Here is a 16275-nt window from a genome sequence, read left to right on the forward strand (position 1 = left end):
GCGATGCCGTCGATGACGCCGATGATGTCGGCGATCTTTTGCGAGCTGTCGTTGATGCCCTTCATGGTTTCGACGACTTGGTTGACCACTTCACCACCCTGGATGGCCACGGTGGATGCGCTCATGGCCAGTTGGTTCGCCTGGCGGGCGTTGTCGGCGTTCTGGCGCACGGTGGAGCTGAGCTCTTCCATCGACGCGGCGGTTTGCTCCAGCGCGCTGGCTTGCTGCTCGGTGCGGGCGCTGAGGTCGTCGTTGCCTTGGGCGATTTCCGCACTGGCAGTGGCCACGTTTTCGGAGCCCGAACGCACATTGGAGACCACCCGTACCAGGCTAGCCTGCATGTCTTGCAGGCTGGACAGCAGCTGGCCGACTTCGTCGGTGCTGCGGTTGTCGATGTGGGCGGTCAGGTCACCTCCGGCCACTTGGCGCGCCACACCGGTAGCCTGCACCAGGGGGCGGGTGATGCTGCCTGAGATCAGCCAGGCGCAGACCAGGCTCAGCAGCAGGCTGACCACACCCAGCGCAACCATCAGGCTGCGGCTGGCCGAATAAATGTCAGCGATATTCTTGGCCGACTCATCGATCTGGTCACGCTGTAATTTCAGCAGGGCCTCCATCTTGCCAAGAAAAACGGCGGAGGCGGGCTTGAATTTTTGCTCCAGCAGCTGATTGGCTTCATCAGACTTGCCGTCTTTCTTCAGCGCCACAATCTCGTCGCGCACGACGAGGTATAACTTGCGCTGCTCACCGATTTCGGCGTACAGGGCTTTCTCTTGGTCCGTCTGCATCAACGGTTCTAAAGCCTTTTGCAATTCCGACGAGCTTTTCGACGAGGCTGCCTGCTCCTCAGCGAAATATTCCGTGAGCGACGGATCGCTGCTCTTGGCAATCGCCCCAGCACGGCGCACACCGGTGTAAATATTGCGGTACCAATCACTGGCAATACGCTCGGTCTTGACCGGGTCATCCACCATGTTCTGCGTAGCTTGGGCCACCACGCTCAGCCTGGAGAGACCAAACAGAATACTGATCAAGGACATGATCAGCACCAAAGCAAAGCCCAAACCAAGACGTTTGGCAATGGACAGGTTGGTAATAAAGCTTGGCATGCAGGCGTCTCACTGTTAGTTGTGCGGAGTAAGCACGAAATGGGGTTGGCGGGCATGGCTGCACCGCGAAAAACCGACTACCAGATGCCGAGAACGGCACATTCAGCAAGTGGTATCGCGCTCAGCCATATTGGCCCCTCATAGATCACGCGCACAATTTTGCGGCAGTTTTTCGCCGCATCACACGGCATCCTCAAAATATATGAAATTTGCCAAGAAACATTGCTTCGGCACAGTACTCAACAGGCCGACGGCTATTCATTTCATAGCTGCTTGCGCAGGCATTCCCTGCGATACAAGGGTTTTTATCTAGATCAAGGGCGGGCTTACAGCCCCGCCGCGGCAGCCGCGCGCAGCTTGTCTTTTTTGCTGGGCCGCTTGCCCTTGATGCCGCCATTGGAGGGCGCCGAGCCCGCAACGGGCGGCAAGGGCAACTCCACCGGCTCAAAGCCCGCCACCTCTTCGCGCGGCAGACTCAGGCCCTGGCGCTTCTCAATCAGGGCGAAATGCGCCGCGCTGTCGGCGGTGATGAAGCTGTAGGCCTCGCCGCTGGCACCAGCCCGCCCGGTGCGGCCAATGCGGTGCACATAGTCCACCGCAGAACGCGGCAGGTCGTAGTTGACCACCACCGGCAAGTCTGAGATGTCGATGCCGCGCGCCGCCAAGTCGGTAGCCACCACCACGTGTACGCGCCCGGCCTTGAAGTCGTCCAGCACCTGGGTGCGTTTGCCCTGGCTCAGCTGACCATGGAAAGGCTCGGCCAGGATGCCGGCCTTGCGCAGCTTGTCGGCCACCACTTCGGCGGCGAACTTGGTCGCCACAAAAGCCATCACGCGCTGCCAGCCCTGGCTTTGCACCAGGTGGCGCAGCAGCTGGGTACGGCGGCTGGCATCCACCGCGATGGAGCGCTGGGCAATCGCGGGCGTGGCCGCCTCGGTCGTGGGAGCAGCGGCCATCTCTATACGCACGGGGTCACGCAGCAGTTGCGCGGCCAGGGCCTCGATGGCGGGTGGGAAGGTGGCAGAAAACAGCAGGTTTTGCCGCTGTGCGGGCAACAGCGTGAGCACGCGGGCCAGCTCTTCGCTGAAGCCCAGGTCCAGCAGGCGGTCGGCCTCGTCCAGCACCAGAGAGGCCACGGCCGACAGCTGCAGCGCGTTATGGTCCACCAGGTCGAGCAGGCGGCCGGGTGTGGCCACCACGATGTCGGCACCACCGCGCAAGCCCATCATCTGCGGGTTGATGGACACGCCGCCAAAGATCACCGCAATTTTCAGCGGCTGCGGCAGGTGCTGGGCCAAACCACGGAACACCTCGCCCACCTGGGCCGCCAGCTCGCGCGTGGGCACCAGTACCAGCACGCGGCTGCGGCGCTTGCCCTGCAGATGTCCGGCCGCCTGCAGGCGTTGCAGCAGGGGCAAGGCAAATGCGGCGGTCTTGCCCGAGCCGGTGGGCGCAGCAGCCCATACATCGGCCCCACGGGCGATGGCCGGGATGGCCGAGGTCTGGATCGCCGTGGGCGCAGAGAAGCCCTGTTCGCGCACAGCGCGCAGCAAGGCGGGAGCTAGTCCCAGGGAGGCAAAGGGCATGGGGTTGCGTCTGCAAGACGTCTGGAAAGGGGTGGGGAGTTTACTCCCCGGCTGGGGCGCGTCAGCGACGCAGCGCCAGCAGCCACGACGGCAAACGGTTCAACAGCGCCACCAGCCAGCGCATCTGCCATGGAAACACCCGCACCGCCTCGCGCCGCCGGATGGCCTGGGTGATCTGCGCCACGGCCTGCGCCTCAGACAGGATGAAGGGCTTGTGGCTGGCGTCACCCTGGTTCAACGCACGCAGCTGGGCCGTGTCCACATAGCCGGGGACAATGGCCGTCACCGCAATGCCAAACGGCTGCAGCGCGGCGCGGTAGGTGGCGCACAGGCTGAGCACGGCGCGCTTGGTGGCGCTGTACAAGGACGCACCCGGATAGTCGTGCAGCAAGCCCGCCACCGAGGCAATCGCCACCAATTGGCCCGACTGCTGGGCCAGCATGGTTTCTGTAGCCAGGCCAAACGCCTGCTCCATACCGCCTACATTGGTCCGCAGCATGCGCAAGGTGGTGGCGGCGTCCAGTGGGTGGTGCCGGGTGTTGAAGTAAAAGCCTGCGGCCACGATGAGCAGGTCCAGGCCCGGCGCGGAAAATTGTTGCATTACCCCGGCCAGTGCTGGCGCATCGGTAATGTCCAGCGCATAGGCCTGCAACTGCGGGGCGCCCGCGCCCAGGTCGGAGGGCAAGCGCGCCAGGTCGCGGCCCGCCACGGCCACCGTGTCGCCCTGCTGCAGATAATGCCGCGCCAGCGCCAGACCGATACCGCTAGTGCCGCCCAGTATCAGGACGCGCATGGCTCGGCCTGGTTGTAGCGATCCACCTGGCGCATGCGGGTCTTGTCGCTGGGCACGGGCCGCTGCAAGGCCTCCATGCCGCGCTGGTAGCCGTACTGCCATTGCGCTTCAACATATTCTGCATAGGTGGCATGGCTGTCAGGCAAGGCCAGCACGATGCGGTTGCGTAGCCAGTCCAGCTTTTTGTGCACCTGCTGCCGAGGCAATGCGCGCGACACGTCGGAGGTATCGAACCACACGTCAGCATGCTGCCCGTTGACCTGGCGCAGGCGCTGGTTGCCATCCAGGCCCAGCACCTCGCGCCAGGCCGGGATGGAAAAGGTCTGGTCAAACGATTCCTTGAATTCGATCATCACCTCGTGGGCCAGCCGGTGCGCCACCTCGATGGGGAACAGGTCCACCACACCGCCGATGTAGTGGTCGGCCCCATGGCGGTGGCAGGGAAAGTAATAAAAGTCGGTAATGGACAGGCGAGCCGCCTCCTCCACGCCAATGCTGCTGTCGGTATAGAGCTGATCAGCAATCGCATGTGCGCCCCAGCGCGGGCTGGCAAACGGAGAATCCATGCCTTGCAGCAAGGCCGCCGCGCGCGGCTCGCAAAGCACCGTCTGTGCGAACAACTTGCGCTCGCCACGGGGTTGCAGCACCTCGTCGGGGCCGAACAGCAGCTTGCCACCCATGGTGGCCACGGCCACCTCGGATTGGGCGGCGGCAGGCGGCAAAGGCAACTGCGGCGGCACCTCGAACAGATAATCCTGGAAAAGATTGGGGATGCGCGGCACGCGGCCAGCCGCCAGTTTGCGCCGCAGCGCCCGCGCCAGCGTGCCCGTCAGCGTGGCCTGTCGCGCTGGCTGCAGGTTGGCCCAGAAGGCATACATCTCTGGTGAGCTCAGCCAGGCCTTGCGCTGTGCATCGTCTGGCAGCGCCTGGATGATGGCTGCCGCAATCGCGCCGCCACAGCTGGCCAACAGCAAGTCGGGCTGGCGCCCGGCGTCGCGGGCTGCGGCATACATGCCGAGATAGATGCCAAAACGGAAGCCGCCTCCGGCGAACACCATGCAGCGTTGGTACTTAGGGGGCATTGGGGACTGGTTCATGCCGCTAAGATAACCCACACAAGATGGGCAACAAAAGAAGGCTGCGAATGGCGTCTGTGAACGGGCTGACATGGCAGCAGCGGCTGGCCCACCTGGGGCTCAACAGCCTGGCATTTTTGCTGTGCTACGTGCTTGCCAATGCATGGGCCCAACAGCAGGCTACGCCACGCAATGTAGCCCTGGAATGGGACGCACATATCCCGTTTATGCCCTGGATGGTGTTGCCCTATGCCAGCAGCGGGCTGTTCTTCTGCGCGGCGTTTTTCCTGGTGCACAGCCCAGATGCCTTGCGCGTGCTGAGCCAGCGCCTGCTACTAGCCACCGGCATAGCTGGGGCCATCTTTGCGCTGCTGCCGCTGCAGTTCGGCTGGCCACGGCCCATGGTTGCGTCGCCTGTGTTGGCCGCTCTGTACCAGGGGCTGGAACTGGTAGACCGCCCGTACAACCAGCTACCGTCCTTGCATGTTGCCTATTGCTTGCTGTTCTGGACATCGTTGCGCCACCGACTGAGCAGCTTATGGGCACGCATGGCGCTGGGCGGCTGGCTGCTGCTGACGGCCGTGTCCACCCTGTTCACCTACCAACACCATCTGCTGGATGTGGCTGGCGGGCTACTGCTGGGCTGGGTGTGTATTGTCTGCATCCCACCGGGCCGCAGCGAACCCTTTGTGGGTTTGTATTACTTTGTCGCGGCCTGCATCGCGTGGGTGCTGGGGCGCTACGCCTTGCCACTGTGCGCCACGCTATATCTGGTGCTGAGTCTGGGCCTGGTCAGCTTGGCCTATGCACGACGCCAGCAGGGCTTTCTGCGCAAACGGCAGGGCCAATTTCCTTGGTGGGTATGGTGCGTGTACGCGCCCTATCTGCTGGGCTACCGGCTGACGTGGCTGGCGGTCCGGTGGAGCGGCCGGCATTTGCCACCGGTTCGGAGCATCGGCCCCCAACTCTGGATAGGGCGCCGCCTGACGGATGCCGAGGCCCGGCTCTTGCCTGCCGGCTGCAGCGTCATCGACCTGGCCAATGAGCTGCCAGAAACCCCTGCGCTGCGCGCCCACCAAGCCCCACACCATTACCAGCACTTTGCGCTGCTGGACATCGTGCCGCCCCCTGCGGATACAGTGCAGCAGATTGTGGCGGCCGTGCACCGCGAAACCGACGCCGGTCGCCCGGTGTATCTGCATTGCGCCATGGGCTACCGCCGCTGCCTGCAGATTGCCAATGCCTGTACACAATAGAAGCCATGCGCATTTCCATCTACCAACTCAAACCCCGCTTTCAGCAACTGCTGCGCCCCAGCCTGTCCTGGCTGGCACGCGCGGGAGTTACACCCAACCAGGTCACGCTGCTGGCCATGGTGTTGTCGCTGTTGTACGGCGCGGCGCTGCTGCTGTGGCCGCAGGACATGCGCCTGTGGGTCGGGCTGCCTGTGTTCATGCTGCTGCGCATGGGCTTGAATGCCATCGACGGCATGCTGGCCCAGGCCACCGGGCAAAAGACGCGTCTGGGTGCGCTGCTGAATGAGATCGCCGACCAAATATCCGATGCCGTCCTGGTGTTGCCCTTTGCATTCGCAGCCGGCATCTACGCCCCCTTGGTGGTGCTGGCCGCGTTGGCCGCACTGCTGGTGGAGTTTGCCGGTGTGCTGGCCCTGCAGATAGGGGCGACTCGCGGCTTTGATGGCCCCATGGGCAAGAGCGACCGCGCCGCAGCTTTCAGCCTGCTGGCCCTGCTGCTGGCGGCTGGCGCCGGCCCGCTGTGGCTAAATGGCCTGCTGTGCCTGGTACTGCTGCTATTGGCCTGGACGCTGCTCAACCGCCTGCGTTCAGCGCTGCGCCACGGCGCGCCACCGACACGGTAAAAATCCCTGCCACGCCCACCTCGCTGTGGAGCTTGTGGCAGCCCGCGCTGGCCACCAGGGCATCCATCTCCGCCTGCGGCCGCGGGCGCATCTGCCAGGGCTGACCCTGGTGGTTGGTCAAGGTCTTGGCAATCATCAGCAGCTGCGGGTGCCAGGGCTGGCCGGTATAGACCAGATAGCCACCCTCTTTCAGCTGTCGGCCTATGCCCTGCAAGGACTGCAGCACCCGGGCGTTGTCGCTGAACAATTCATACAGGCCGGAGACGATGACGATGTCATAGGGCGCCTCGTCGGCAGGATAGCTGGCGGGCTCGAAAGCGTCGCGGCGTTGGTAGGCGATATGGTTCTTCAACTGCAGTTGCATGGCGAGCTGAAGCGCCTGCTCCAGGTTGCGTGGGTCCATGTCGCGCAGGGTGATTTCAATTTCTCGGTCCTGGTGGCGCTTCACGGTCTCCAGCACATAGCGGCCGCCACCCGCGGCAATGTCCAGAATGCGCAGCGGCTGGTCTGCCGGGTGCTGCGAAATCAATGCCCCTAGCAATTGCTGCAGCTGCGCCTTGCGCTGGCGTATGCCGCGCCAACCGATGGCGTCCAGGTAGCCACGGTCGATCAACGGCCCTACACCCCAGCGCCCACCGGCCTGGTTACGGTACACGTAGTCCAGCGAGGCACCGGAATCAAAACCGTGCTCCAGGCCGATGCGCATGCCATCGCTCCATGGTCCTAACTTCGCCAGCATGCGCTTTTGCAAGCCGAAATAGGCGTCGTCCCACGCACTGCCGCCCCTGCCCTGTTGCAAGGCCTGATAACGCTGAGCGCTGGGGCCCAGCGTATCAGCCGCATGGTAGCTATCCAGGGCCGGAAATTCTTTCGCGAAGCACTCTGCAATAAATGCTTTACTGGCCTCTAGCGCTTGTTCTACCTGGGCCTGCGCTTCATAAAAGATAGCATGATGGCAATCGGGAATGACCACATAGCGTTTCATGGCGGACGCCAGACGGTCAAAAAACTGGCGTTGCGGCGCCTGCTTGACCACATAGTCTTTGTCGGCCACCAGCATCAGCACCGGCGTGTCTATGGCCTGGGCGTCTTCCACCACGCGCTGCGCGGTATCGGCCAGGTCCAGCAGCACCCGCGCCGAAATGTTGCGTGTGATCAGCGGGTCTAGATCGTAGGCCTGCGCCTGGGCCGTCGAATGCGTCAGCATGCCCGCGCGGATGTAGCTGGTCACGCTGAGCCCGGGACTGAAACGCAGCGCCAGGCGCAATGCAGGCTTGGCCAGGGGAACATACAGATTGATGTCAAAGGCAGCCGCCGCCATCACCACACCGCGCACCCGGGGTGCGTAGTCATGCAGCCAAGTGGCCGCAATCACCGCGCCCACGCTATTGGCCACGATCAGCATGTTCTCCGCAGCAATGCCGTAGCGGGCTTGCAGGTGGCGGATGAAAGCCTCGAAGTCTTGCACCAGGGTATAGAAGCTGGGCGCATCACCCCGCTCGCCGGGCGAATGCCCGTGGCCACGCGCGTCCCAGGCAAAGGCCCAGTCCTGGGTGTAGCCCAATTGCTCTACCAGCGGCTGGATGCGGCCCGAATGCTCATGGCCACGGTGCAGAAAAACCAGCGCCCGCTGCGGGCCGTCGTCGCGTGGCGTAGTCGGCTGCCAGCTGCGATAGAAAATACGGGTCTGGTCAAAGCTTTCAAAACCGGATTCCTGCTGGGTCCAGCCGGAAGCATTCAATAGGGTCATAGGGATATCTCGGTATACGGATCACGTGCAAACCTCACAGCGTCAAGCCCCAGTACAAGGCCGGGGCGGTCAATACCAGGCTATCAACACGGTCCAGAATACCGCCATGGCCTGGGATCAGCTGCGAAAAGTCCTTGATGCCCAAACTGCGTTTAGCGGCAGACAGCGCCATATCGCCCACAAAGCCGGCCAACGATAACAACACGCCCAGGGCCAGCAACTGCAGCACGGCAGCCAGCTGTAGATACCAACCCAACAGCGCTGACACCACCATGCTGGCCAGCACACCGCCCAGCAGTCCCTGCCAGGTCTTGTTTGGACTGATGCGGGCCGCAACCTTGTGCCTTCCCCAGCATTTTCCGCACACAAACTGCGCAATGTCATTCAGGGCTGTCAGCACAAACAGGTAAAAAAACCAGGCCAGGTTGGCGCCTGCAGATGAGGTGATATGCAGCAGCCGCGGCAAAAAGCTCAGCCCTGCGCACAGCCAGAGGAACAACAAGATCAGCATCCACGACGCTCTGCGGTATATACCGAAAGCCAAGATCTGCAGCAGCAGCATTCCCAGCAATACACCACATGCCAAATCCGGGTCATACAGCGCGAGCAGCGTTTGCAGCAGCAGCACTATGGCACAAGCCCCGTAGAAAAATTGAGCCCGCCCGGGGTAATGCATACCCAGCTCACGCATGGCCAGGCCGGCGATCAGCAAGGACAACAAGCCCGGCCCCCACGGATACAGCAGCAGACACAGACTCACCACCGGAAATATCCGCCACCAGGCATTTATCTGCAGGCTCAAGGCGCTCTGCCGCGCCGGGCTTAAACCCACCCCCGCACTGGCAAGCGCCAGCAGGCCATACAGCAGCAGCATGGCCCAGCCGATACGCGGTGCCTCACCCCATGCAGCAAGCCCAAACGCCCAGGGGCCTAACAACGCGTCAGGCATCGATTGCCGCAAGTCGGAAGAATGTCAACATTCGGTAAATTCTAGGGCAGCAGAAATAAGCAGGCCGGCCGCTTGATGAGATCAAAGCTCCCTGGATAAACGGACTGATTACATCGCGTCTATTAATTCGCCTGAGAATTGCACATTGTCAAAGATGCAACCGCTTTCGATATGACAGGTCTTCCCCCTTGGAACCCGGAAGCTTGCAACCCACCACATTGACCCCGAACAGGGTACCAGGAAAAAACTCCTTCTTGCTGGCCGTCCCGATTCATGGCATAAGCTGGCCTGTAATGTGATCTGAATAAGGCGAACCAACCATGTGTGATCTGAATGACCAGGAAGAACTCAACAAGTACACCCGTCGCGACTTCGGTGCATGGGCTGCATCCGCCGGCCTGCTGACCGCGCTGCCCGGTGTGGCCAACGCCGCGGCGGTCGCCGAGCGAGAGGTGACCATCACCACGCCAGACGGTATTTGCGACGCGTATTTTGTCGCCCCCACGTCGGGTGCCGCGCCCGGCGTACTGGTGTGGCCCGATGTATATGGTTTGCGCCCAGCCTTCAGGCAGATGGGCCGACGACTGGCCGAATCGGGCTACAGCGTACTCGTGGTGAACCCCTTCTACCGGCAGAAAAAGGCGCCTACTGCGGTACAGGGCGGCCAGACGCCAATCGCCGAAGTGATGCCGTTGATGCAGGCCCTGACGCCAGCCATGCACCTGAGCGACGGCAAGACCTTCGTGGCCTGGCTTGATGCTCAACCCGAGGTGGACAAAGCGCGCAAACTGGGCACCACCGGCTATTGCATGGGGGGACCCATCGCGGTGCGCACCGCCACAGTAGCACCGGGCCGTGTGGGTGCTGTTGGCACTTTCCATGGCGCTGCCATGGTGACCGCAGCACCCGATAGCCCGCATCGACTGGTAGCCCAGACTCAGGCGCGCTACTTGATTGCGATTGCCGAGAACGACGATACCAAGGAACCCGAAGCCAAAGCCACCCTGCGCGCCGCGTTCGAAAGCGCGAAATTGTCGGCGGAAGTTGAGGTGTACCCAGCGGCCCACGGTTGGTGCCCGCCCGACACACGGGTCTACGATGCCGCCCAAGCCGAACGCGCCTGGACGCGCCTGCTGGCGACTTTCAGCACGGCATTGGTCTAATCTCGTCCGTCGGCTGGCAGGCCGAATCGGGTGCCACAGTGTCCGGGCCTGGCTATGCAGATCGCTGGGACCAGCGCTGGTAGTCCAATCAATGCTTGAGAGAGCTTTGGAGGACTGAGTTGGCCCCATAGCGCCCTATCGCGCGAGATCCACGACCGACCGGACCGGCTGCAATCGCCGCAAAACAGTCGTGCAGGATGCTCAGAAATGACAGCCGCTGGGTGGAACAAGGCGCATCGCTGGGATTTGACAAGCCTCCAGCGAAGTATGGCGCCGCTTGTTTGCCAAGCTTACCCGATATAGACAACGCTAAAAATGCGTGAGAAATGTGTGAGAGCCTGGACGTTATGTGACGAAACAGGACGGTTTACAAATACGTAAGTCGTTTATTTTTAACGACTTACGTATGTTTTTTGGTGGAGCCGGGGGGATTTGAACCCCCGTCCGCAAGCCTTCTTCGAACAGTTCTACATGTGTAGCCATCTGGTTTAAGTCTCGCCTTTTACATCGCGCAGTGGCACGCTATGCAAAACGCCAGTAACCTATTTTCTCGAAGCCCACTAAGTTACCCAGTGCGCCCCCAGCCAAATAAAATTACCCCGCAGCCTGGACTGCAATACCTTGTGGCATTGCAACCCTTGCCCAGCCTATTGGCTTGCTGTTGCGAGGCTCACGCGCAATTAAGCGGCGAGTGCGAAACGTTCGTCGTTTGCAGTTAGGTTTTTTCTGCTGTTTTACGAGGTGACAGAACCTCGACATGCCCTGCTGCGCGTCCGAACCCACGTCGAAACCAGTGCAGCCCCAAGTTACCTATTTTAAACGACGAATCCTGCCTGCGCATTTGGCAGCCATTGCAGCAACTCTTCCGGCGCATGGATCACCTGGTGCGCACCCCACTGGGCAATGTCGGCATTGTTTCCGAGGTAGCCATACGCTGCCGCCACCGTGTACATACCCGCAGCCAAGCCCGCGACAATATCACGCTCATCATCACCCACATATACACAACTCCCGGGGGTGACCCCCAAGCGACGCGCCGCCTCGAACAAAGGTTCAGGATGGGGTTTGGTATGTGGGGTCGAATCCCCGCCCACAACCGCTCCTGCAGACGCAAAAATCGGCATGGCCTGGGTCAAAGGAATCGCAAATCGCTCTGATTTATTGGTGACCACCCCCCAGGCCAGCTGTCGCCCAGTAAGTTCCTGCAACAAAGCAGGTATGCCATCAAATGCATAGGTTTGAAGCGTCAAGCGTTGTTCATAGTTGCTGAAAAACTCTTCTCGCATCAGCGCGTAGTCGGAATGGTCGGGCTGTATACCGAAGGCGATGCCGAGCATGCCTCGCGCGCCCGCACCGACCATAGGCCGGTAACGCTCCGCCGGATAAGAGGAGAGGCCACGATCTGTACGCATTTTGTCCGCCGCTGCCGCAAGGTCTGGTGCGCTGTCCACCAAAGTGCCATCCAGATCAAACAAAATCGCCCGGACATTCTGAAACTGGAAACCAAATGAAGATGTCATAGCTTTTGCGTTGCAAACATATAGTTCACACTGGTGTCCGCACTCAAGGCATAACGCTGGGTCACGGGATTGAACTCCAATCCACAGGTATGGCTCAGTGCCAGATCTGCTGAGCGGCAATACGCTGCAAGCTCGCTAGGACGGATCATTTTGGCGTACTCATGCGTACCACGCGGCAACATGTTGAGCACATACTCGGCACCCACAATCGCCATCAGGAAAGATTTTGCACTGCGGTGGATGGTGGAGAAAAATACCCACCCACCAGGCTTGACCAAAGTCGAACAGGCCCGCACTACAGAGGCGGGATCCGGCACATGCTCCAGCATTTCCATGCATGTCACCACATCAAAACTGCCCGCTTGCTCAACAGCCATATTTTCAGCGCTGATTTCCCGGTATTGCACCCTGGGTGTCCCTGACTCAAGAGCATGCAACTGCGCAACTTTGAGGGCCTTACTCGACAGGTCGATGCCTACCGCGTCCCCCCCGGCTCTGGCGATAGAGTCGGTCAATATGCCACCGCCGCAACCAATATCCAGCACCCGCTTGCCCTGGAACGAGGCCAAGCCGTCCATCCACGCCAGGCGCAAGGGGTTGATCTGGTGCAGAGGACGGAACTCGCTGTCCTTGTCCCACCAACGATGGGCTAACTCAGAAAATTTGGCCAGTTCGGCCGGATCAGCATTCAGGCTTGGATTCATTCCATGATTTTCGCAGATTACACACGCTGGCTTGGCCCGCGATACGTGCCATACAGACGCAAAAAAGCCTCCCGAGGGAGGCTTTTTTGACTGGCATTTAGCCGAGTCTTTATCTATGCAACGCCAAAATACTTCAGCGCGGCTCCAGATAAATTACTTGTTGCGCGTACCAACCACTTCGATTTCAACGCGGCGGTTCTTGGCGCGGCCTTCAGCAGTCTTGTTGTCTGCCACAGGTTGCTTCTCGCCCTTGCCTTCGGTGTAAACGCGGTTCTTTTCGATGCCGTTAGACACCAAGTACGCCTTCACGGCTTCGGAACGACGAACCGACAGCTTTTGGTTGTAGGCATCGCTGCCCACGGAGTCGGTGTGACCCACGGCAATGATCACTTCCAGGTTGATGCCCTTGACCTTGCTGACCAGATCGTCCAGCTTAGCCTTGCCTTCTGGCTTCAGTACAGACTTGTTGAAGTCAAAGAAGGCATCAGCAGCGTAGGTTACCTTTTCAGCAACCATAGGAGCTGGAACCACGGCAGCAGCAGGAGCTGGTGCGGGAGCAGCAGCAGGAGCTGGTGCGGGAGCAGCAGCAGGAGCTGGTGCCGCAGCAGGAACAATAGCGCCATCGCAGCCAGGAGCAGCCGTTGCAGGCGTCCAGTTGGCATCGCGCCAGCACAGTTCATTCGTGCCATTCTTCCAGACCAGCTCGTTCGTGCCGTTCTTCCAATTGTCAACAGACTGCGCACCAGCGGCGGTCACAAGCGCTGCGGAGGCAAACAACATCGCCACTTTGTTTAATTTCTTCATGGTTCTCCTCTGGGGGAAAAAGCTGCAGCAGCGCTGCAATAAGGGACGCCTGCAGTGACCATCACTGCAAACGTTCGTTGAATTGTGCCACACGCGTAAGGGGAAACGAGTAGGACAACAGGCTATCGCGAAGCCAGGCATGCGCGCACCGCGTATGTGTTGCTGCGTAGCGACAGTCACTTGGCCGTAAAATCCCATACTTCCTCTCGCACCACGTTTGCACTCCATGACCCAGTTCGCCAAAGAAACCCTGCCCATCAGTCTTGAAGAGGAAATGCGCCGGAGTTACCTCGACTACGCGATGAGTGTGATTGTGGGCCGTGCCCTGCCCGATGCACGCGATGGCCTCAAGCCCGTGCACCGCCGGGTATTGTTTGCCATGCATGAGCTGAACAACGACTGGAACCGCGCTTATAAGAAGTCGGCACGTATCGTCGGCGACGTGATTGGTAAGTACCACCCGCACGGTGACAGCGCGGTCTATGAAACCATCGTCCGCATGGCACAGGACTTTTCGCTGCGCCACATGCTGGTCGATGGCCAGGGTAATTTCGGCTCAGTGGACGGCGACAACGCGGCCGCCATGCGTTACACCGAAATCCGCATGTCCAAGATCGCCCACGAACTGCTGGCGGATCTGGACAAAGAAACGGTAGATTTCGGCCCCAACTACGATGGCAGCGAGCAAGAGCCGCTGGTCATGCCGGCCCGCTTCCCTAACTTATTAGTGAATGGCTCGTCTGGCATTGCCGTGGGTATGGCGACCAATATCCCGCCGCACAATTTGAATGAAGTGGTAGATGGCTGCCTGCACCTGCTGCGCAACCCGCAGGCCAGCGTGGACGAGCTGATGGAAATCATTCCTGCGCCCGACTTCCCTACCGCCGGCATCATTTACGGTATCAACGGCGTAAAAGACGGCTACCGCACCGGCCGTGGCCGCGTGGTGATGCGCGCCAAGTGCCACTTTGAAGATATCGATAAGGGCCAGCGCCAAGCCATCATCGTGGACGAGCTGCCCTACCAGTGCAATAAAAAAACCTTGCAAGAACGCATGGCTGAGCTGGTACACGAGAAGAAGATTGAAGGCATCAGCCACATCCAGGACGAGTCGGACAAGTCCGGTATGCGTCTGGTGATTGAGCTCAAACGCGGCGAAGTTCCTGAAGTTGTTTTAAACAACCTTTACAAACAGACACAACTTCAAGACACCTTCGGCATGAATATGGTGGCCTTGGTGAACGGGCAGCCCAAGCTGTGCAACCTGAAAGACCTGATCGAAGTCTTCCTGGAGCACCGCCGCGAAGTCGTCACCCGCCGCACCATCTTCAACCTGCGCAAAGCCCGCGAACGCGGCCATGTACTGGAAGGCTTGGCCGTCGCCCTGGCCAATATCGACGACTTCATTGCCATCATCCGCAATGCGCCTACGCCACCTGTAGCCAAGCTGGAGCTGATGGCCAAGCCATGGGACAGCAAACTGGTGCGTGAAATGCTGACTCGCACCCGCGCCGACGGCGGCATGGTGAATGTTGACGACTACCGCCCGGACGGCCTGGACAAAGAACTGGGTATGGGCAAGGACGGTCTGTACCGCCTGTCCGAAGTGCAAGCGCAAGAAATTTTGCAGATGCGCCTGCAGCGCCTGACCGGCCTAGAACAGGACAAGATCGTTGCCGAATACAAAGAGGTGATGTCCGAGATCGAAGACTTCCTGGACATTCTGGCCAAGCCAGAACGCGTGTCCGCCATCATTGGCGAAGAACTGACAGCGATCAAACTGGAATTTGGCCAAACCAAGATCGGCGCACGCCGCAGCCTGGTCGAGCACAGCTCATTCGACCTGAGCACCGAAGACCTGATTACCCCCACCGACATGGTCGTGACCCTGTCGCACAGCGGCTATATCAAGAGCCAACCGCTCTCTGAATACCGGGCGCAAAAGCGTGGTGGACGCGGCAAACAAGCCACTGCCACCAAAGAAGACGACTGGGTCGATCAGCTGTTCATCGCCAACACACACGACTACATCCTGTGCTTCTCGAACCGAGGCCGCCTGTACTGGCTCAAGGTCTGGGAAGTACCGCAGGGTTCGCGTGGTTCACGTGGCCGTCCCATCGTCAATATGTTCCCGCTGCAGGACGGAGAGAAGATCAACGTCGTACTGGCGCTGACCGGCGCCGCGCGCAAATTCCCCGCCGACCAATACGTCTTCATGTCCACCAGCATGGGCACGGTCAAGAAGACCCCGCTGGAAGATTTCAGCAACCCACGCAAGGCCGGCATCATTGCCGTGGACCTGGACCCGGGCGATTTCCTGATCGGCGCAGCGCTGACCGATGGCAAACACGATGTGATGCTGTTCAGCGACGGTGGCAAGGCCGTACGCTTTGACGAGAACGATGTGCGTCCCATGGGCCGCAATGCCCGCGGCGTGCGCGGCATGATGCTCGAAGAAGGCCAGACCGTCATCGCCATGCTGGTCGCCGAAGACGAGCAACAAAGTGTGCTGACCGCCACCCTGAACGGCTATGGCAAACGCACCAGCATCACCGAATACACCCGCCATGGCCGCGGCACCAAGGGCATGATTGCCATCCAGCAAAGCGAGCGCAACGGCCGTGTGGTCGCCGCGACGCTGGTGCATGCTGACGACGAAATCATGCTGATCACCGACAAGGGCGTGCTGGTGCGCACCCGCGTCAGCGAGATCCGCGAACTCGGCCGTGCCACCCAGGGCGTAACCCTGATCGGCCTGGACGAAGGCTCCAAGCTCAGCGGCCTCCAACGCATCGTCGAAAACGATGCGAATGTCGCGACTCCCGAAGCAGGCGAGGCAGATGCCGCCGGTGGTGGAGATGCGGCAGGCGACGAGACGCCCGAGGCATAAGCGCAGTCAACTATCAATTTAATAGCACCTCACGCATATTATTAAATGTGCG

Annotated in this window: 13 protein-coding genes and 1 other RNA gene; 4 read left to right on the forward strand and 10 right to left on the reverse strand. The window is 60.6% G+C overall.

The genetic code is table 11. The features are described from left to right. The 4 genes from AC07O2_RS05455 to AC07O2_RS05470 form a co-directional block, all read right to left on the reverse strand. The coding region (locus AC07O2_RS05455; RefSeq protein WP_495074735.1) for a methyl-accepting chemotaxis protein at positions 1-1109 on the reverse strand (1109 nt) is incomplete at its 3' end. Positions 1110-1435: 326 nt separating this feature from the next. Continuing rightward, complete coding sequence (locus AC07O2_RS05460) at positions 1436-2695, reverse strand: DEAD/DEAH box helicase (protein ID WP_495074736.1); 1260 nt, start codon at positions 2693-2695, stop codon at positions 1436-1438. A 61-nt stretch (positions 2696-2756) separates the two neighbouring features. Beyond that, the gene (locus tag AC07O2_RS05465; protein WP_495074737.1) at positions 2757-3488 is read right to left on the reverse strand and encodes an SDR family NAD(P)-dependent oxidoreductase; all 732 of its coding nucleotides are present in this window, start codon (positions 3486-3488) and stop codon (positions 2757-2759) included. Continuing rightward, positions 3476-4585, reverse strand: coding sequence for a patatin-like phospholipase family protein (locus tag AC07O2_RS05470; RefSeq protein ID WP_495074738.1), 1110 nt, complete (start codon positions 4583-4585; stop codon positions 3476-3478). Before AC07O2_RS05470 ends, AC07O2_RS05465 begins: the two co-directional genes overlap by 13 nt. A 47-nt stretch (positions 4586-4632) precedes the next feature. Between AC07O2_RS05470 and AC07O2_RS05475 the strand changes: the two genes are divergently transcribed. Next, entirely contained in the window at positions 4633-5820 is a 1188-nt protein-coding gene (locus AC07O2_RS05475) for a phosphatase PAP2 family protein (RefSeq protein ID WP_495074739.1), read from the forward strand. Between the two features lie 5 nt (positions 5821-5825). After that, positions 5826-6443 (forward strand): CDP-alcohol phosphatidyltransferase family protein, encoded by a 618-nt coding sequence (locus tag AC07O2_RS05480; protein WP_495074740.1) that lies wholly within the window; start codon positions 5826-5828, stop codon positions 6441-6443. On the opposite strand, the gene AC07O2_RS05485 is transcribed toward AC07O2_RS05480, so the two are convergent. Beyond that, positions 6394-8193 (reverse strand): bifunctional alpha/beta hydrolase/class I SAM-dependent methyltransferase, encoded by a 1800-nt coding sequence (locus AC07O2_RS05485; protein WP_495074741.1) that lies wholly within the window; start codon positions 8191-8193, stop codon positions 6394-6396. The two genes, AC07O2_RS05480 and AC07O2_RS05485, sit on opposite strands and share 50 nt — an antisense overlap. Positions 8194-8227: 34 nt before the next feature. Next, positions 8228-9142 (reverse strand): phosphatidate cytidylyltransferase, encoded by a 915-nt coding sequence (locus AC07O2_RS05490; protein ID WP_495074742.1) that lies wholly within the window; start codon positions 9140-9142, stop codon positions 8228-8230. A 320-nt stretch (positions 9143-9462) separates the two neighbouring features. On the opposite strand from AC07O2_RS05490, the gene AC07O2_RS05495 reads away from it, so the two are divergent. Next, positions 9463-10305, forward strand: coding sequence for a dienelactone hydrolase family protein (locus AC07O2_RS05495; RefSeq protein WP_495074743.1), 843 nt, complete (start codon positions 9463-9465; stop codon positions 10303-10305). A 414-nt stretch (positions 10306-10719) separates the two neighbouring features. On the opposite strand, the gene ssrA is transcribed toward AC07O2_RS05495, so the two are convergent. The 4 genes from ssrA to ompA form a co-directional block, all read right to left on the reverse strand. Then, positions 10720-11108, reverse strand: a transfer-messenger RNA (tmRNA) gene (gene ssrA, locus AC07O2_RS05500). Between the two features lie 12 nt (positions 11109-11120). Further along, a complete protein-coding gene (locus AC07O2_RS05505) occupies positions 11121-11825 on the reverse strand; it encodes an HAD family hydrolase (protein ID WP_495074744.1) in 705 nt (234 codons plus the stop codon). After that, on the reverse strand, positions 11822-12529 hold the full coding sequence (gene ubiG, locus AC07O2_RS05510) for a bifunctional 2-polyprenyl-6-hydroxyphenol methylase/3-demethylubiquinol 3-O-methyltransferase UbiG (RefSeq protein WP_495074745.1): 708 nt from the start codon (positions 12527-12529) through the stop codon (positions 11822-11824). Before ubiG ends, AC07O2_RS05505 begins: the two co-directional genes overlap by 4 nt. A 153-nt stretch (positions 12530-12682) precedes the next feature. After that, positions 12683-13333 (reverse strand): outer membrane protein OmpA, encoded by a 651-nt coding sequence (gene ompA, locus AC07O2_RS05515; protein WP_495074746.1) that lies wholly within the window; start codon positions 13331-13333, stop codon positions 12683-12685. A 226-nt stretch (positions 13334-13559) separates the two neighbouring features. Between ompA and gyrA the strand changes: the two genes are divergently transcribed. Then, positions 13560-16223: a DNA gyrase subunit A gene (gyrA, locus tag AC07O2_RS05520; RefSeq protein ID WP_495074747.1), complete on the forward strand. Its 2664-nt coding sequence runs from the start codon at positions 13560-13562 to the stop codon at positions 16221-16223. Positions 16224-16275 lie beyond the last annotated feature (52 nt).

Source organism: Rhodoferax sp. GW821-FHT10B06 (assembly GCF_059415605.1).